The sequence below is a fragment of the Brakhagea baltica genome (assembly GCF_052161605.1).
GTDB lineage: Bacteria > Planctomycetota > Planctomycetia > Pirellulales > Pirellulaceae > JBKCUI01.
On the sequence record NZ_CP197409.1, the window covers coordinates 4,765,811 to 4,785,393 of the forward strand.

Annotated in this window: 12 protein-coding genes; 1 reads left to right on the plus strand and 11 read right to left on the minus strand. The window is 51.5% G+C overall.

What is annotated here, in order from left to right; all coding sequences use genetic code 11:
- Positions 1–88: 88 nt before the first annotated feature.
- A complete protein-coding gene (gene thrS, locus SH449x_RS18350; protein ID WP_482377528.1) occupies positions 89–2,281 on the minus strand; it encodes a threonine--tRNA ligase in 2,193 nt (730 codons plus the stop codon).
- 230 nt (positions 2,282–2,511) lie between these two features.
- Here thrS and SH449x_RS18355 point away from each other — a divergent pair, with 230 nt between their 5' ends.
- Positions 2,512–4,167 carry a putative manganese-dependent inorganic diphosphatase gene (locus SH449x_RS18355; RefSeq protein WP_482377529.1) on the plus strand — a complete coding sequence of 552 codons (1,656 nt, stop codon included), beginning with the start codon at positions 2,512–2,514 and terminating at the stop codon, positions 4,165–4,167.
- A gap of 1,922 nt (positions 4,168–6,089) precedes the next feature.
- Here SH449x_RS18355 and SH449x_RS18360 read toward each other — a convergent pair.
- The 10 genes from SH449x_RS18360 to SH449x_RS18405 all read right to left on the minus strand — a co-directional run bounded on the left by SH449x_RS18360 (position 6,090) and on the right by SH449x_RS18405 (position 19,545).
- Positions 6,090–6,596: a hypothetical protein gene (locus SH449x_RS18360; RefSeq protein WP_482377530.1), complete on the minus strand. Its 507-nt coding sequence runs from the start codon at positions 6,594–6,596 to the stop codon at positions 6,090–6,092.
- Between the two features lie 80 nt (positions 6,597–6,676).
- Positions 6,677–9,628: an RHS repeat-associated core domain-containing protein gene (locus tag SH449x_RS18365; RefSeq protein WP_482377531.1), complete on the minus strand. Its 2,952-nt coding sequence runs from the start codon at positions 9,626–9,628 to the stop codon at positions 6,677–6,679.
- A gap of 115 nt (positions 9,629–9,743) precedes the next feature.
- Positions 9,744–10,184 (minus strand): DMP19 family protein, encoded by a 441-nt coding sequence (locus tag SH449x_RS18370; RefSeq protein ID WP_482377532.1) that lies wholly within the window; start codon positions 10,182–10,184, stop codon positions 9,744–9,746.
- Positions 10,177–13,194, minus strand: a complete 3,018-nt coding sequence (locus SH449x_RS18375) for an RHS repeat-associated core domain-containing protein (RefSeq protein WP_482377533.1) — start codon at positions 13,192–13,194, stop codon at positions 10,177–10,179. The genes SH449x_RS18370 and SH449x_RS18375 overlap by 8 nt, the downstream gene beginning before the upstream one ends.
- Positions 13,195–13,483: 289 nt before the next feature.
- Entirely contained in the window at positions 13,484–13,636 is a 153-nt protein-coding gene (locus tag SH449x_RS18380) for a hypothetical protein (protein ID WP_482377534.1), read from the minus strand.
- A 127-nt stretch (positions 13,637–13,763) separates the two neighbouring features.
- Complete coding sequence (locus SH449x_RS18385) at positions 13,764–14,156, minus strand: HNH endonuclease (RefSeq protein WP_482377535.1); 393 nt, start codon at positions 14,154–14,156, stop codon at positions 13,764–13,766.
- Positions 14,157–14,161: 5 nt separating this feature from the next.
- Positions 14,162–14,413 carry a hypothetical protein gene (locus SH449x_RS18390; protein ID WP_482377536.1) on the minus strand — a complete coding sequence of 84 codons (252 nt, stop codon included), beginning with the start codon at positions 14,411–14,413 and terminating at the stop codon, positions 14,162–14,164.
- Between the two features lie 513 nt (positions 14,414–14,926).
- Entirely contained in the window at positions 14,927–16,903 is a 1,977-nt protein-coding gene (locus SH449x_RS18395; protein WP_482377537.1) for a DUF1573 domain-containing protein, read from the minus strand.
- A gap of 363 nt (positions 16,904–17,266) precedes the next feature.
- Positions 17,267–18,370 (minus strand): DMT family transporter, encoded by a 1,104-nt coding sequence (locus tag SH449x_RS18400; RefSeq protein WP_482377538.1) that lies wholly within the window; start codon positions 18,368–18,370, stop codon positions 17,267–17,269.
- An 80-nt stretch (positions 18,371–18,450) separates the two neighbouring features.
- Positions 18,451–19,545, minus strand: coding sequence for a hypothetical protein (locus SH449x_RS18405; RefSeq protein ID WP_482377539.1), 1,095 nt, complete (start codon positions 19,543–19,545; stop codon positions 18,451–18,453).
- Between the last annotated feature and the right edge of the window lie 38 nt (positions 19,546–19,583).

Sequence of the window (19,583 nt, forward strand, 5' to 3'; positions counted from 1 at the left end):
AGCTTTGGGGGCAGAGAATTTGCTCTACCCCCAACTTCACAGTTTATTCTAGCTGACAATCAGACCAGGTCCAAAAAACTAGCAACTTCTAGTACTCATTGCTAGTCGCTTCTTCCTGGGCTGGCTGCGAGTCAGGTATTTTCCGCTCTGCCACATGCCGAATTCGGCGTTCCTGGACTTCTGATTGCAAGAATTCCAGAACCTCGGCAACGGTTTTCGTGCCGAGCTCACCGGCTAGCCGATCTCGCAACGCGATCGAGCGGGTCTCTGCCTCTCGCGGTCCTACCACAGCCATGTACGGAATCAATTCCAGTTGAGCATCCCGAATCTTGGCCTGAACCTTGGCTCCACGCAAATCGGTGGTGACTCGAAAGCCCGCCTCAGTGAACTCCTTTTCCAATTCCAAAGCATAGTCGTTCGACTTCTCGCTAAGAGGACAAATTCGAACTTGTTCGGGAGCCAGCCACATGGGGAATGCTCCGGCAAAGTGCTCGGTAAGCATGCCGACAAAACGCTCCATCGACCCAAATGGTGCTCGGTGAATCATCACCGGTCTGTGAGTCTTGTTGTCAGCTCCTACGTACTCCAATTGGAATCGCTCTGGCAAGTTGTAATCCAACTGAACTGTTCCCAACTGCCATTGCCGACCAATGCAGTCACGAACCATAAAGTCTGCCTTAGGTCCATAAAACGCAGCCTCACCCTCAGCAGCCGAGAAGTTGAGTCCTGACTCGTTTAAAACCTTTCGCAGCGCAGCTTCAGCTTTGGTCCAGTTCTCTTCCGAGCCGACGTACTTGTCGCTCTTGGGGTCTCGGAGCGACAACTGAACGCGGTAATCGTTGAGCCCTACCGATTCCAGCACGAGGCGGGTCAACTCGATGGTGCTGCGGAACTCCTGTTCGACTTGTTCCTGAGTGCAGAAAATGTGAGCATCGTCTTGGGTTAGCCCCCGGACTCGAAGCATCCCGTTCAGCTCACCCGTTTGTTCAAAGCGATAGACCGTTCCGAACTCAAACAGCCGCAGAGGCAACTGCTTGTAAGAACGTGGCATGGCCTTGAAGATCTGTGCGTGGTGCGGGCAGTTCATCGGCTTGACGAGATATCGCTCATGCCCGCGTTGCCAAGTTTGCAAAATGGCCACGCGTTCCGCGACGGGCAACTGAACGCTGTAACCTTTGAGTTCACAACCTAGCACCTCTGCCGATTGCAAGAACGCGGTTTCTTGAAGCTGCGAGAGTCCCTCTGGTTCCTGCAAGCGGCGAATCCAAGCATCGACCAACGCCCCTGCATCGTTGACGAACAGAGGGGGGAATTGACTGTCCCGATAGTAGGGAAAGTGCCCACTGGTTTCGTAGAGCTCGACGCGACCTAGGTGGGGGCTGTAGACTGGCTCGTAACCTCGCTTGAGCATTTCCTTTCGCAAGAACTCTTCCAGCAGTCCGCGAATGCGTGCTCCTTTAGGGAGCCATAAGCACATGCCTTGGCCGACCTCTGAGCTGATTTGGAATAACCCTAGTTTCTTGCCGATGACGCGATGGTCACGCTTCTTGGCTTCTTCCAATTGGTCGAGATAAGCCTGCTGATCCTTGGCGCTGAACCAAGCGGTGCCGTAAACTCGCTGAAGCTGCTTGCCGGAAGCGTCCCCTTTCCAATACGACCCAGCAACGCTCATCACCTTGAACGCCTTAATCCGCCCCGCATCGGGAATGTGAGGACCTCGGCAAAGGTCGACGAACTCACCTTGGCGGTAGAAGCCGAGGGTTTCGTGCGAGCCCAAGCCGGTTTGAATATGCTCGACTTTGAGGGCTTGTTTCATATCCGAGCAAAGTTCGACGGCCCCGTTTCGGTCCAGCGAGAACTGCTCGAACGGTTCGGCTTTTTCTACAATTTTTGCCATCTCGGCTTCGATGGCGACAAAGTCCCCTTCGTTAAGCTTGTGAGGCAGGTCGAAATCGTAGTAGAAGCCGTTGTTGATGGTCGGCCCGAATGCTAGCGAAACGTCTGGAAAGAGTCTCATGATGGCGCGGGCCATGATGTGGGCGCAGGAGTGCCTCAGGACCCCGAGTGCCTCAGGATCCTTGTCCGTGAGTAGCTTGAGCGGGATGGGACCGTTGCCTGCAAAGGCTTTGAGAGAGCGGGTGGCATCCACGATTTGGTCGCCGATTTTGGCAGCGATGACAGCTTTGGCGAGCCGAGAGCCGATCGATTCGGCAACACTTAGGGGGCTCGCATCGTCGGAGTGTTGAACTACGGTCCCATCAGGGAGTTGGATTTCCAGCATTTTTTACCTTTCCTGGCCCCAGCACGGTTGGGCGTAGCTGCGGGTGGACTATGAAAATTGGACTGACGAACAAATGACAGTCACCTGCTGAAGATGTTCGCGTGACGTGCGACACTTTGCAATAGGGGTTTCGCTCGAACACCCAAGCCGATTAATCTAAGATTATGTTATGCTAGGGTGTGCTCGGTATTCGAGCATCCCAAAATCTATTCTGGTTATATGCAAAATAAATGAGTGTATTAGTCTTTGGCCATCGCAATCCCGACACCGATGCGATTTGCTCTGCGATTGCCTATGCGGATTTACTCCAAAAAACCACTCGGCCCGAGGCCATAGCAGCCTGCTGCGGCCCCCCCAACAAGCGAACCGAATACGTACTAAAACAAGCCAAACTGCCTCCACCTCGCATGGTGATGGACGTTCGGCCAGAGGTGATGGATGTCTGCCAGAAAAATGTGGTAACCGCACGCTACGGTGACGTTTTCTACAACGTCTACCAGCAGATGCACGCCAAAGAACTGCGCGCGATTCCGATCGTTGACGATGGGCAGAAAGTAGTCGGCCTGCTTTCGTTGATCAAGCTGATGGAGATCATCCTCAACTTTGACCAGGATCCTCAAGCCACCCGTACGGTTTCCAGCAATCTACAACAAATCTGCGATGTGGTTGGGGGCGAATTTCAACACGGCATCGATCCGCTTCAACAAGACGAATTGCTCGTCATGGTGGGAGCCATGAGCGCTGGTGGATTCATCGAGCGAATGGAGCAGTTCCGCGCCGCGAACTTGATCGTGGTCAGTGGCGATAGGCCAACGATTCAATTGCCCGCGATCGAGCACGGCGTCCGGGCGCTCGTCGTCACGGGAGGATACACACTCTCCTCGGGGCTGGTGGAGTTGGCTAAGGCTCGCAAGGTTTCTGTAATCAAGAGCCCCTTTGATACCGCGACCACTACCATGCGGATCAAATCAGCTCAGTTCATCGACTCTGCGGTGGATACGAACTTTACATCGTTGCCCGCCAAGATGCCGATTGAAGATGCGCGACGCATCGTCGAAGATTCTTCGCAAACCATCTTTCCCGTCGTCAACGACAAGGGTGAATTGGTCGGAGTGCTTTCCAAATCGGACTTGGTCAATCCTCCCAAGCCGCGTCTGATTCTGGTCGATCACAACGAGCTCGGACAAGCGGTCAATGGAGCGGAAGAGGCTGACATTCTTGAGGTGCTGGATCACCACAGACTGGGTGGCGGGCTCAAGTCGACGCAGCCCATTCGTTTCATCAATGAACCGGTCGGGTCGACTTGCACACTCGTTGCCAGACAATTCCGAGCAGCCGGTTTGACTCCCGATCCTGGGATTTCATTGTGCATGGCCTCGGGGATCATCTCCGATACTCTCTATTTGCGAAGCCCCACAACGACCGATGTGGATCGCGAAGTCCTAAACTGGCTTTCCACGCTAGTCGAGGTTGATCTCAAGCAATACGCCAACGATTTCTTTGCGATCGGTTCAGCGTTGCGAACCTGCTGCGCGGATGAGGTCGTAACCGAGGACTGCAAAGAATTCGTCGAGCACGGCCAACGGTTTTCTATCTCGCAGATCGAAGAGATCGGTTTCGATTTGTTTTGGGATCGGCGAGACGATTTGCTTGCCGCCTTGGAGAAGATGGCTCGCAAGAATCACTTAGAGTTTTCAGCTCTACTCGTAACGGACGTGGTGAGCAACGGTTCGTTGCTACTGTTGTCGCACGTATCAGAGGTATGGGACGAGATCAATTATCCAAGGTTGGATCGGAATCTATACCAACTCGATAGCATCGTAAGTCGCAAAAAGCAGCTCCTGCCGCTAATCGCGCAGCTCATCGAAACATCGTTGGAAGCATAGATCTAGTCGTAGAATGGCGGTGCAGTTCGATTCATCGATGCGATTGGCGGCTTAGATCTTAACACGGGTCAGCGACGAGCTTCATTGCCATGGATTCGACTGGGTAATTATTGCAATGGGTAGCTGTTCAGCTAATTGACCTACTATGTGTAAATGCCCCATGCTTGACGTGGGGAATGTTACGTTTCTTGCTAAATAGGTGGAGTCTCTCCCCCTCATCCAGGGTCGTTGGGCGAGTCATAGTTAGCGAGAAACGTGAAGCTCCGCAGGGCAAGCCTGCGGCATCTTTCCTCTATCCAATCGCCCGAATTAAGATCAAAGCCCAATTGCCTTTTGGGCTCAATCGTTTCGCCGCACTCAGTCTAGTCGTTGTCATGATTACAAAGTCTGTCTTTTCCGCAGCATTGTACATTGTATTCGACTGAACTTATGATTATCCCAGCCCTCCTACCATTGGTGACATTATTGTGGGGAGCTATCCTAGGAGGTAAACAATTTTGGTTTTCGCTCCGCCCGAAATCCCGAAATGGAGAATCAGGTGATAGTGGTTAGAAAGAATCGAGTAACCGAGCAGATCGATTCCCATGGATTTCGCCAGATTCCGGAGTTCGACCTCCCTCCATGCTTTGCGATGGTCGAAGTTCTTACCAGTAACCGGATCGTTTCCCAGGAGGAAGCATCTTCTGACCGTTCTATGTATGCAATGGACGCCAGCAACCTCGTCAGGTTCAAAGATTTCCACGCGAGAAATGCGAGCCACAAGAACCTCCGAGGATTACACCGCGAGAGATGAGAGTGACGCAAGAGTTGTGTGGAAAATCGTTGCTCATTAATCCTCTTGCGTTTCTCTTATCTCTGGCGGTGTGGAAATCTTTATCGCGGACAGAATGGGGACGCAGGAAAGCGCTAAGATAAACCGGGGGGCGAGGTCGGCATCGAAACGGTGTGTGTCCCCGAAATGTTGCTCGCAGCTATATATATGCTGTAACAAGGCTTTGCGAAGTTACAGCATTCATTCTCCCTCCGAGGGAGAGTCGAGCGTAGCTCGGAGAGGGTGAGAGGCACAGCATCGCATAAAGGCTCCGACTGGTCAGCAATCATAAAGCCCCCTCCCCTCGTGATCGTTCCTCCACTCGACCCTCCCGAATTCTTCGGGAGGGTGAAGTACGAAAGAGATTTACCATACCGTGTAAGATACTTGGGGACACAACATTTTTTTGACCGTCGAATTGTAGCGTCTGTTGTGAAATACGAAAAAGCGGTCGACGCTCAAACGGGACCACTTCGTTCAGAAACAAGCCCACAAGCAAAGCCCGATTCCAGAGGAATACAGAAATCATGGCCTTTGAGAACAGACCGACTCCCCGCTCTTGTCGGAACGCCAAAAGAAAATCGCGGACGTGCGGGCTATAGCTACTTCATCCGGTGCAAAGATTTCCACGCGAGAAATGCGAGCCATAAGAGCCTCCGATGAGCTCACGAATAAGCCGGAAATAAACCGATTACACCGCGAGAGATAAGAGTGACGCAGGAGTTGTGTGGAAAATCGTTGCTCATTAATCCTCTTGCGTATCTCTTATCTCTAGCGGTGTGGAAATCTTTATCGCGGAGAGAATGGGGACGCAGGAAATCGCTAGGATAAACCGGGGGGCGTGGTCGGCATCGAAACTGGGTGTGTCCCCGAAATGTTAAATGTTACTGCGTTACGTAGATGTGGCTGGGACACACACAGAATCGTTCGGCTCTGGAATCGTTGGGTCGGACTACGACTGCAATTCAGCCAACAAGCACTGGTCCCACGAGAGTCGACTCGGCCCGCGACATCGTATTGGTCCGCTCCAAAATTCGCAACAATTCGGCCAACACCCCGAAAAGCGGTCTAAAACTCTACCGTCTCAATTCGGCCCGTAACAGCGACCGCACTACTTCGACGGAAGTTGTTCTCCGGCGGTGTCAGGATCGAATTGAGTTTTCTCCCGCTCATGCTCATGTAAACCTTCGCAAGACCAAGCAATTTCGATTGAAGCGAACCATGGTTTTACTGAATCATATGTTCGATGTACAGAAAAATTGTAGATCATTGAACCGTTCATCTTATTCATCCTGAAAAGATCGTGGTGGTCACCTGTGTCCCATCTTGCGAACTGCTCAATCTGCTCTTGAGCATCGAACGAATCGCAGAAATCCAGATGCAATTGTTTTAATTGCAGTTGCGTTAATGCGGACGAGTAGACTGTCAGAAAGCGAACTGATTGCGCATCGCTGCAAGGCGTAACGAAACACTCTTTGCATGCGATACGAAGTCGTTTGCTCTTGTTTAGAATCTCAACGGAAGAATCACTCCAAGTATCGACTTTTGTCGCCGTAGATTTTTCAAACAGCTTCAAGGGAACGGTACGTAAAGGAACCACAGTTGTGATATCGATCACAACTGTTCTCCGCTTCCAAACGAATATCACAGCTCCAATACTCAACAGAACAGAGAATAAAGCGGTTCGCCTTAGTGTTTTCATGGCCATGAAACTGGCGGTGAATTGACCGCTCCAAGCTGCTTCTTGACCCAATCGTCTCTTTCCTGCCGAGTCATTGAGTTCCATCGCTTTAATACATGGTCCCGAATGTAAATCCATCTTGCATTCTTGTCAGGGCCTCGAGTGTCAGTAAACCATCCATTGCTCACTTGGCTAAATGTTGGGCAGTTGTCCAATCCGGACTTCGCTTCCCAACTCATCGGGATACCGATACCAGACATAGGAATCAGGCCATTGATTTTCCCATATCCTGGGTTCAACACTGTAGTCTGTTCACGTTGAGTCAATCCTTCGCTACCTCCAGCATAGTCGCCTGAGTCAATCTGTTCCCAAGGCCCTCGAATACTTCCAGGCATTCCCCCAGCTATCAAGCCGTCAATTCCAGCCAATCCACCAGAGTCGTAAGCTTCGAATTGCTTGCCAATATCAGACTCAATATCCTTAGCCATTTGGAGGATGATTCTTTGCATATCGATCATCAATTGTGCTTCTATCCGTGCGATACGAATATTTTCTTGTGCAATGAAGCTGCCAGAGGCATTCATTCGCAAGCAAACTGCGTGATCAAGAGCGGCAAGTTTCTTCCTTTCTAAACGATCGTATATCTCAGTAATGACCTGACTTCCCGCATGGGTCGCTAGTCCAGCCCAAAGATACTTATCAGGATTGCGGCCGTATAGCTCGGCGTATCGACGATAAATTCGTTGCAATTCCTCTCGTCCTGCGGCGTACTCCGGATCGACGTGTTTCTCCAATCCACTAGGATCAGTTGCATTGGTAGGCCCATTCCCCACGTACCGATACAGATTGGCATCGCCTGCATTAAACCCGATGGGGTCTTGGCTGAGCCAACGGCCCGTTTGTGGGTCGTACCAACGAGCGCGGTTGTATTGGAGCTCGACGTCGCTGTCCCACTGACGTCCCGTATACCCAAAAATCGTATCCACTGCACCAGGATCGAGCGGGCTTATCGGCTGACCTGATGCGTTGTAACTCTGCTCGTGCAGACGACCACCGAAGCTGTCGTAGACCACGTGGCGACGTACCACCCCCGCATTGTCCACTAGGTCACGCACGCTCCCCAGATGGTCGGTCAACGTCCACAGCGTCTGACCTTGGGCGGCTTCTCGGGTCGTCGTGGTCGGGCGATAGCCCACGCCGTCTTCATACCGCTCGTCGGCCAGTACCATGTCCACAGCAGGTCCGTACTGGTAACGGTTGACGATCCGGTAGGGCTGTGAGCTGCCAACCCCGTCGGCGTCCCGCAATTGGATCGCAATCTCCTGACCATCCCAGATCCACGACTCGTAACGGTTGTAGCCCGACTCCCCATTGTCATTGATCCGCTTGGCTACCAGCCGATCGAAGGCGTCGTAGTAGTACAGGGTGTCTTTGGTTAGAGTTCCGCCGAGTGTCATGTAATCGATCACCCGGGCCAAACGATTGCGATGGTCCCAAGTAAAAGTCCGCACTTGGCCGGTAGCGATCTCGGTGCGCCGCCTGACGTTACCCTCGTTGTCATACAGATAGCTATAAGTCCCATCGGACTGCAAGCGGTTGTGGGTACCGGTGGCCGATTGAGATTGACCGCTCGAACCCAGGCGATTGCCGGTGGCATCCCAAGCATAGCCTTCGTTCAGCGGTAGATAGTCCGGTGTCCCCATGCCAGCGATGGCCGTGGAGGTGGTCGAGGTCAGTTGATGGCGATTATCGTAGCCATAAGAGGTTTCAAAGCGATCACGCTGCGAAGCTAGGCTGGTAAGCCGATTGGCTGTGTCGTAAGTAAAGTAATAGCCAGCCAGCATGTGAGTGCTGCCCAACGACGAAGGGAGAGTGGACGAGCCGTTCCAGTGCTCGCCTGCAGCGATCTCGACCTTGCCATGAGTGATGCTCTGCAATCTCCCGGCCCCGTCATAACCCATTCTTGAGTGCACTTTCAACTGACTAGCATCGACCCCGGTGGAAGCGTACCGTCGCATGTCGGTGAGCTGCGAAGCCGCGTCGTACTGGAAGCTGGCCGTCTTGGGAGCCACTCCGTTGCTGGCTGGCAGCAGGTTGCCTTGCGCATCCAAGTTACCACGTTGAGTAACGCTCACCAAACGATCCAGACCATCGAACTGGTAGCTATTGATCAAGTCGGTGACTCCACCGCTGACGGTCTGTCCCGAGAGGGTGCCTCGGAAGTTGACCAACGTCTGCACGCGATTTCCCACCGCATCGTAGTCGCGAACCAGGTTGACGTACGCGGTTGAGCTGACCTCCCGGCGTTGCTGGCGTTCGACTACCGGCTGATTGCGAGCGTCATAGACGAACTCGAAATTGGTTGCCCAAGTTCCACTATCGGTCAAGCCAGTCAGATTGCCGATGGAATCGAAGCTGTAGTCCAGCGTACGGCTAGGGGTGGGATTCGACGTGGTCGCCCATTGCTCACTGGTCATCCGGTAAAGATTGTCATAGCTGTACTGGGTCACGCGATTGTTGCGGTCTGTCAGAGTACGTATGTTTCCGACTGCGTCATAGGAGTAAGTCCGATTGCGAGCCGCTCCACTGGCGATCGGTTTATTTTCGACAACCAATTGGTTCAGCTTGTTGTAAGTATACAGCGTCTGGTTCCCCAGTCCATCAATCACGCTGGTCAAATTACCGAAGACGTCACGACCGAAGCTGGTGGTGGTGTTACCAGGATCAGTCGATGTCAACGGCCGGAACCAGGCGTCGTAGGTATTGACGGTCCAGTGTCCGGTGGCTTCGTTCATGCTGTCGGTATGTTGAAGGACATTTCCGACGGAGTCGCGGATGAAGCGTTGGTAAGCGGCGGTTTGTGGACCGGCACCATCGGGGTCTGGCGATACGACTCGGCTGACTCGACCGCCGTTGTCATATTCATAGCTGGTCACCCGTCCCATCGGATCGATGGTCGAGGTAAGCAAGCTGTCGATCGCTCCTCCCGTAAAGTGGGTGGTACCGTTTTTCGGTTTTTCGTTCCTGTAAAGTGGGTGGTACCGCTATTCTGCCCCATTTTTGATTTTCACTCCGCAAAGCTTCTCAGTTTCTACTCAAACCTGTTTTACGAATAAAACCACAAAGCTTCTCGATCAAAACGTCTTCGCATCCGAAATATATTCCTTCGAGTTCTTCAAGCCGTTGGCATTTCTGCGGTTCCAACTCCCATTCTATTTTATGCCCATCCGAAACCCTACAGATATCGACTGCCTCACGCAACGCTTGAAAGCATCCATCGGCGTTGATCGTACTAAGCGCGCTCAACGTCTTGACGTAAAACGAATCGCCAGGGATATCTACTTCCAAGGTATGTGCGAGTCCCATGTTACCGATTAGACCATTAACGTGCCAAACCAGCACTACTACTAACTCGTTCGTCGTCAATTTTGCCACGTCAATTCGACCGCTCGTCGATTCAAGCAACCGAACAAAAAGATCGTTACAAACTTTTGCCATATCATTGATGTTCTCCGATCTACTCATTTGGATACTCCGACCAAATGTCATCGATCCATGTTTGATCTTCATCAGTTAAAGTGAAATTGTCTTGCCCGTTGTAATCAACGAAAGGTTCTTCCTCATCTGGTAAATCGGGGATAAAGTCGCCAGTGAAAAGTTCGATAACAATCTTGCCACCTCCAACGAACGGGATTGCATCTATCCCAGAGTTCAGCGTTCCATACCCCGGCCCTTTGCAATAGCCATCAACGCCCCAACCTGCAACTGCAAAGAGTATTCCAACACCGGGAATAGCCTTGGCAATTTTCCCTCCCTTGAGCCCGAGTTTTCCAGCCTTTGCCAAAGCACCACTCTCTTTCGCTGCCTTAGCAGCAAGCTTGCCTGCTTTGGCAGCCGCATCGGCAGCAGATTGAACGCCCTTGTTGAAGCGACGAATTACGTGGCTCGCCGGCAGATCGTCAAGATGTTTAACAAAATCCCGGGCCTGGTCGGCTGTCATCTTCTTTGGATTGATACCTTTTTCCTTTAAATATGACTTGAACTCGCTTTCAACTGCACAATTGTAATCATAATGCGAGATGTTCCCGTAGGTCCCAAAATGATGATCTCGATACCAGTTGTTAGTTATCCGTGCAGACAGCTCATTGAATGCCGCTTTCGCATCAGGTGAAACCGCATTGCGAACGCGTGAATTTACTTTGTGGTGTCCCCAATGCAAACCCGAGGGATCCGTCCAATTCGTCGGCCCGTTGCCCACATAACGATAAAGATTCGCATCGCCAGCGGCGAAGCCGATGGGGTCTTGGCTGAGCCAACGACCTGTTTGTGGGTCGTACCAACGGGCTCGGTTGTATTGCAAATTCACATCCGTATCCCAGAATCGGCCTGTGTACCCGAATACCGTGTCCACCGCTGCCGGATCGTTGCTCGCAATCACTTGTCCCGATGCATTATAGTCCACTTCATGGACCAACCGACCATAACTGTCGAACACTTGATGCTCACGGATCACGCCGTTGTTATCCAGCAAATCGCGAATGCTTCCCAAATGGTCTCCCAACGCCCAAAGGGTGTTGCCCGATACGGTCGATTTGGTCGATGCGTTGATCGCCATCCCGGTGTTGTTTCCATATTGCTCGTCGGAGAGCAATTGATCGACCGCGTCAGCCCAAAGATAGCGGTTCGCTAATCGTAACGTTTGCCCCGAACCCGCTCCGTCCGAATCGACCCAACGCATGACCTCTTGGCCCTCGGTCCAGATCGTGACTTCGTAGCGATCCCAAGTCCCATTGCCATCAACATCTACGCGCTTTGCGACACGGTTGTCGAACGCATCGTACGTGAACTGGGTTTGTTTCGTGATCGCACCAGAGACGGAGACTCGTTCGACAACCGTGGCTAAACGATTCCGATGGTCCCAGGTGTAATTGGTTACGGCACCGGTAGCGATGTGGGTTCGCCGGGTCGTGTTCCCCTCGTTGTCGTACAGATAGTTATAAGTCCCATCGGTTTGCAACCGATTATGGCTCCCATTGCTCGATTGGCTGGTTCCCGTCGACGACAGACGATTGCCTGTGGCATCGTACGAATACGTTTCGTCTGTAGGAATATAGGGAGCTACCATGCCGGTGATAATGCTGGTACTGGTACCGGTGAGTTGATCGACACGATCATAAGTATAATTCGTTCTCAGATTATCCGCAAAGGAAGAAAACTGGGTCAGCCGATTATCGGAATCGTAATCGAACCGGTACGCCGCGACGATTCCCACCGAGGAGGTGTTCGACAATCCATTCCAAACCACGCCGCTGGCCAATTCTTGTTTGGCGTGGGTGATTCCGGCTAACCGGCCTGCGCCATCAAAATCATTTCTCGTGTGAACTTGCAAGGAATTAGCGAACGGAGAGACCGCGTTGTAGCGGCGAAGATCAGTGAGTTGCGAGGCGGCGTTGTACTGGAACGTAGCTGTTTTAGCAGCCACGGCGTTGCCCGTTGCGGTTCCCGATTGCGTAGTCTGAACACGTCGATTCATGCCATCATACGTATGCGTATTAATAAAATCGTCGATACCACCGGTGACGGTTTGTCCGAAAATCGTCCCGTTGATGTTAGCTCGCAATTGGGTTAAGTTTCCGACGGAATCGTAGCTGCGGTCAAAGAGAATTGATCGGCTTAGGAGGTAGCTGCTACCGTATTGTCGCTCGGCTTGCAATTGTCCGCGCGTATCGTAGGCAAATTGAAAATCGAGCGACAGAGCATCAGAATCGAGAATTCCTACCAATCGATCTCCTACGTCATAGGAATAATCAAGGGTCCGTGTGCTCCCCCAGGCTTCGCTCGTGAGCCGATTTCGGAAGTCGTATTGGAATGTGGTGGTTCGATTGTTCCGATCGGTGTAGCTGCGAAGATTGCCGTTCGCATCGTAGGAGTAAGTGCGATTGGTTCCCTTTTTCTCGGTTACGAGCTGGTTTAGTTTGTTATAGGTGTAATCGGTGATATTGCTTTTGGCATCGGTAATTCGCGTGACATTACCGAAGACATCGTAAACTTTGGTGGTGACGGCGTTCACCGGATCAGTCGATGTCAACGGCCGAAACCAAGCGTCGTAGGTATTGACGGTCCAGTGTCCGGTGGCTTCGTTGATGCTGTCAGTATGCTGCAGGACGTTGCCGACCGAGTCTCGGATGAAGCGTTGGTATGCGGCGGTTTGTGGACCGGCACCATCGGGGTCTGGTGATACGACTCGGCTGACTCGACCACCGTTGTCATAATCGTAGCTGGTCACCCGTCCCATCGGGTCGATGGTCGAGGTAAGCAAGCTGTCGATGGAGTAGGTAAACGAGGTAGTGGGGCGACTCGCCCCCACGGTCGGAGCGGGAGCCTGGTAGGAGAGCAATCTGCCTCGTTCGTCGTACAGAAAATCGGTGGTGCGACCGAGTTCGTCGGTCGTGGACTTGAGTCGACCGTCCATCCAGTAGTCCCAGGTTTGCGTGCTGGTCGCAGTACCGGAAACGCGGGTTGTTCGCCCCAGCATATCACTCTCTGCGAGGATCGTGTTTCCGAGCGGGTTAGTGCTCAGGGTGGACCAGCCTTGCAGAACCGTCGAATTGTACCAGCCATGATGATATGCAAGAAGGTGGTCGGCGGTTAATCGGGACTACTTCTTTCAGTAACAAATGCCCTTGCGAAGCTCGATAACGGAGGAATACAGGAATCGCGGACCTTGAGAACAGACCCCTTCCCCACTATTGTCGAAATGCCAGAAGAAAATCACGGAAGTATGGGCATTATGCGATCCACTTACGTTGCCGCAACGCGGCAAGCTAGCTCAGTATCCATGCCTTGCGATGGTCGAAGTTCTTACCAGTAATCGGATCGTCTCCCAGTAGGAAGTGTCTTCTGACGGTTCGATTGATGCAATATGCGATCGCGACCTCGTCAGGCGCAAAGATCTCCGCCCGTGAAATGCGAGCCACAAGAACCTCCGATGAGATCGCGAATAAGCCGGAAACAAACCAAATAGCTTTTGTAGCAAGCAATCCTAAGTAAATCCGGAAATCCTGTAAATATTCTGTGTCCCGCGAGATCTCCTGAGCAAAGAGATTAAGAAGCCTCGCATTGTGATGCTCTTAATTGAACTCGCCGCGGTGCGTTCATGTTCAGCAACCTGACAGTCGCCCGGCCTTTGGGAGTCTTGCCAAGCACTGTACAATGTATAATTTCGAAGTGATCGTCCCAGTTGTCACGACGAGGATGAAACAAAGTGACGATGGAGATAGAGAAAGGATCAATACTCGAAAGATTCGGTCCCTTGTACGCGTTGCAGCGATCGCATGCTAGTGCCAAGTTGTCCAGAGAGTCGTCAGAGTAATGCTGCCTTGCAACGATATGTTCGGCGTGAAAGGGAATAAAGGGGGTCGCCAACTCGGAGAGGTGACAGTATTCACACCGACTCCCCGCATGTTGCCTAACTTGATTTCGCGTCGCAGTGTCCATTTCGGCTATTGGTTAGCTGAAAGAACAGACTTAGCCTTGGCCTGAAGTAGCGAAATAATATCGATAGCTTCAACGATCTCGCGGTATTCTTGGTCCTCCGACTCGGTTAATTGGCCTGCATTCGCTTTGCTGCGTAACTCGTCGATGCGGACAATAAATTCTTCATCTGCTCGCAGTTCAAGTAACTTGCGAGCGAAATCGGGTGGCATTTGATCAGTTACCGTTTGAAGCATCTTGTCGAGGATTGTAGTAACCATGCTCTCAGTATACTCCATGCTATTGAGCGGATCCAGTTACTCCCTATTAATCTCACGGATCGGCTCCGTCCTGTAATGGATCGCATAACTCCGCGATCTCTGCACGTCCGCGTTTCTATCAGTTTTTCCCGCGAGAGATGAGAGTGACGCAAGAGTTGTGTGGAAAATCGTTGCTCATTAATACTCTTGCGTTTCTCTTATCTCTGGCGGTGTGGAAATCTTTATCGCGGACAGAATGGGGACGCAGGAAAGCGCTAGGATAAACCGGAGGCGTGGTCGGCATCGAAACTGTGTGTGTCCCCAAAATGTTGCGTCCAGGTTCGGCGGCGAAGCCGCAGAACCTGAATGAGGGGGGCGTTGGGCGAGTCATTAATTAGCGAGAAACGTGACGCTCCGCAGGGCAAGCCTGCGGCATCTTTCCTCTCTCCCACGACCGGAATTAAGATCAAAGCCTTAAATTGTAAAGGCCGGTTCGGTAATCGACGGACGCAATGACGAAATCTCGGGGTGGTGTCAATCGGTGTTCAAGCATCCGGCTTCACGGAACTTTTCCTCATCCACAAGTTCATGAAGCTTCTTGAAGTCATCGAGAACCTTTGGGTCAAAGAGCGAGCCATTCAAAGGCTCGTTAACTGACCTCCAAAGAATCGACCAAGTGCTCATTTTTGTCTTCTGAGTCTCGACGTTCAATTTCTCCAGAACGATCCGACTCGGCAAAAAAATCCCATCCTTTTCGATCCAACTAATCGATTGATCGAATGGAATAACACCATCTTTTGTTCGGGCGTACATTCGCTTCATCAATAATGTGGAGGAGTCAAAAACACGAACCAGAGTAGAAGACGGCTGAAGTGTACTGATTTGAATACCGTCACTCAACCTTACAACCTTTGCGTTATCAGAAGAACGCCGCGTCGCCACCTCAAGTACCTTCCCGAACTCCTCGAAGTTCATTTCAAATCCTAAAGGAAAAGGTTGTATACCACAGAATCGAATGTCGGGTACAAAGGATTTGGAATGGGCAAGTACCATTTTAAGATCGATGGCAAGCAACGGTTGGCTTCGGCCAGGTATCTTCGCTACCCTAGCGACATCCTTAGATTTCGCGATTAACTCCAGTTGGGAGCCAGCGTCAGGCTTCTCGGAACTTTCTTTCTTCACAAGCAAAAAGATTTGCTTTTCATCCCAGTCCACTGCAAACCGAATCGTGTTATCAACAGCTTCAACTGACTGTCCATCATCGGCAGGAACAAATGACGACTCCTTGATTAAAACGTCATACTTCCTCCAAGCGCTACTGTTGGCATGTGCGATCTCTGCCTGCTCTTGCGGGAACAGTGAATCATCGTTAGGAAGTGTACTGGGCTCGGAGAGCGGTATGCAGCACGCTGCGGTACTGACCTCGCCGATTCCTCCATCCCAGGCAATCTGCCATTGGAGATCATCTGACAAAGCGAACTTAGGCTTTCCTTGGTTAAACAAATCGGATTCTTTTACAGTCAAGCTAACTCTCGCTACCCCCCTACCTATCGTTTCAACCGTTGTCGCAACAGGGAGTTCGTTCCATTTGCAAGCAACAGACAAATTCGGCATCACCGGATCTGAGGATAGGGATTCCTTGTCTACTCGAACCATCGCTGTCGCTTTCCAGTCGTTCCCCTCTTTTGAAAACTGGACAAGACTTGGTATCACGGCAACTTTCTGTACCCTTCCGACGCGGACGACAATTTCGTCCGTCCCCTCGTTGGCAGTGTTTTTGATCCGAAACTGACCATTAAGCGACGTCCCGTTCATGAGCGATAAATCAATCTTCGTACTCATGAACGGTTTGCCGTCTTTGACTTTGACACTCACCTTTGCATCAGCAAAGTCACCTAACCCTACAACTGATACAGATCGAACGTCCACTGGAGCGGTAACGATAACAGGAACATCAAGATCTATTTCACTTTGCCCCTCACGAACTGACTTGACAACGAATTGCTCTTCAAAGCAACATAACCCCCCAAGCTTGTATGCGATGTCGATTGGAAACATATCCCCATTCTCACCCACGAGCACAATCTGCTGACCATGTGTTTCACGACGGTTTACCAGAGGAACATTTAATGTTGCCATCAAATCGATACTTTGATTAGCGCCAATGTTCTTTTCTGTTGTGCGAATATCTACACAATTACAACTTGCCCTTGCATCCTTGATAACGAAATCCTTATCCGTGGAATTTTGAACCTCAACAACAAACTCCGCCTTGGTTCCGACGGTCAGTTCACCTAAGTCAATTGGCATGCGTACCGTAGGCAGATTCCCCGAGAAAATCGCGACACCAGCAACCGGTAGCACTCTTGGGTTCTTATCATCGGGTGAAGCACTTTGAGCCAAACAATTGCTGATCAAAAGGCAGACGAGAAATTGAGCAACGATGGCTAGCTTGTAGACGCGCTTACGCATCACGACAGCTAAGGACACCGATGAGATAGCGAGAGACATAGCGTTGAGCCTAGCATTCCTAAAAGGCACTCTCGATTTTGTAGATGACACTTCAAGCATTGGGGCATCCTCAGGCAGTGGTAGCGTGTTCTGATCACTTGCAGTGTACGGGGGGGGGGGGGCTGTGTCAAGATACTGAATTGAAGAAACCCCAAATGATCTCCTTGACGCTGGATAGGAGTTTCAAGGTCATCTTTCCAATGCCATCCAATGGTAATCGAGACTGTCACGAGATCATGAAAGTGTTAGCGATTAATGAACGTAGTTTGGAGGCTATTTCCATTGTATAGACCAAGAAATCAGAAACCGCCGCGTTACAAGGTTCTACATGGATTTGTATGCCAGACTGTACTTCACTTCGCACTACGTTATCAGTGGTTCCAGGGGCTCTTTGGCCTCCTGGGGCAGGCTGTCCTTCCTCTTTTGCGGCCATAGGGCGACTACGTTGGCGACGCAGACTAGAAAGCCACCCAGGATCAACTCCATGGTAATCGATTCGTTGCCGTATTGCATTAACACCATCGTCGCTAGCCAACCAGGAATAAACATGGCCCAAAGGGATGCGAACAACGGCTCGGTGCTGTAAATCACCGAAGCCTGTGAGGCGGAAACAAATGGCTGGTAAGTGTTCATTCCTAAAAAAGATATGAGCGAGCAAAACACTGCCAGAAAAAATACAATGCCTAGAAACATAGGACTGACAAAGAGTCCCGTCCAGTTGGGTGCTGCCCCCTCGGGTGTCAACTCTTTGCTAGGGAAGAACGCCTGAATAACCGTAAATGTACCTAAAGCAATCACGACCGTGGTCAAGAACATCCCAGGGGTGAAGTAGGCCGAGCGATGCTTCTTGCCATACCAATCGACGAGCAAAACCTGAACACTAAAAAACAATGATCCTAACGTAGTCCATACATCACCCCAATTCAATGGGACTCGCTCTTGACCTGACGGTGCACCATTTTGTTCCGGAGCCGGCGAGTGAAAGACTCCCGATAAGATCAGCACACCTAGCAAGGCGAGAATGGCACCGATCCAAACATTCCGCCCCGGAGCTTGCCTCAAGATCAGGCTCGCCAAGATGGGGGTGTAGACTGCGGTTAGGCTGGTGAGAAATCCGCTTCGAGACGCTGGGATCGACGCCAAGCCGATCACTTGGAGGATGAGCCCAGCGCAAAAGAAAACACCGATCCAGATACCTGCCGTCCATTCCGTGCGAGTTGCTTTGATGGCTAGACGGGACAGAAGCGTGAGAAGCAAGAGCGAAGCGAATAAGAATCGGATACCGATCATCAGGGACGATGACGACAACTGCATGGAGACCGACCACGAACGAGGCTCGACTCCGGGCAATACCACCTGGGATATGACTTCGTTTAACGCCTTCATAATGGGGAACGACATTCCCCACAGTGCGTTCACGCCCACCAAAGCTGCTACCGCAATGAGCACTTCCCGATTCTTGTTCAAAATACCCTGCCGCTTCCTACACTCGCCCTATTGTTGTAATGAACGTAGTGTAGCGAGGTTTCCCCATATGGCGAGCCAACTCAATTCAGAAAGAACGGGACCGGGGGAAGAACAGTGTGCTGCAATAGAAATACATAGCCCCCCTCCCAAGATGTAAACTTGGCAAAGTACAATATCCCAATGTACGCGAGTAGAATTGCGAGTTGAGGCCCCCAGGCAATATAACGCCAGAACCAATGCGTTCGCTTAACCGATCGTTGAGATCGCCCCCACGCCCAACCAATCGCTAGATGGGCCGGAAACAGAAAGAACACAAAAAAGAAGGTCAGGATCCAAGTCAGATCTTTTGGAAGGGGTTCGATCCTCAATAAATAGAGCGGGGTCGCAAACAAGAACAGGATTAGTATGCCCACAAGCATCGACCAGGGAACTCGCTTATAAGCCTCGCGAACCCGTCTGTATTGGAACAAAGAGCGGATGCTTCGATCCGTTGTGAATTGCACTTGGAGAAACGGCACCATGGCCAAAACCCAAGTCATGAGGAGCACACCGATGATTCCCAGCAGTGCCGTGCCATCTCCCGGGCGATTCAACGCTACCAGGATCATTCCCGATGGAACTGCCAGCCAAACGATTGCTCCGATAGAAGCCAACAGGCCGGTCCACATCAATCGAGGCAAGTGCAGAGAGGCAACTAGATTCCATAATCGATCTTCCGCCTGACGCCATGTCTCAGGCCGCCAAATCGTTTTCACAAATCGAACGGGGGCAGGCCATGCGAAATCTCGGAATCGACCGCCACGAAATAAAGCCCAGCCGACCCATATGACCCAAGCATAGGACAACAGGAAACTCGCGAAGCGTATTCGCCGCCCGTTCGGGTTGCCTGGCTCAATAAGCTCTGCGGTGTAGGCCAAATCGGTAACATACCAAACGGCCAACCAACTCGACCCAACACAAATCGCAGCAACCAAAACTCGACGCGCGGTCTGTTGTCCAGGGATGCACTCACTCCAGCTAAGCTTCCGCGACATGCGTGACGAACATTCCAGCAGATAGCCAAACGCGGCGAACTGCAAAACAGGAATTGCCGCGATGGCGCTGATCAGAATCACCAGGCAACCGTAAGACCACAGCCCCCTCAGCCCTCGGTATGCCCCATGAATCAACCACATATCAAACCCAAAAAATCTGGCTAGCCAAGAACTATCAC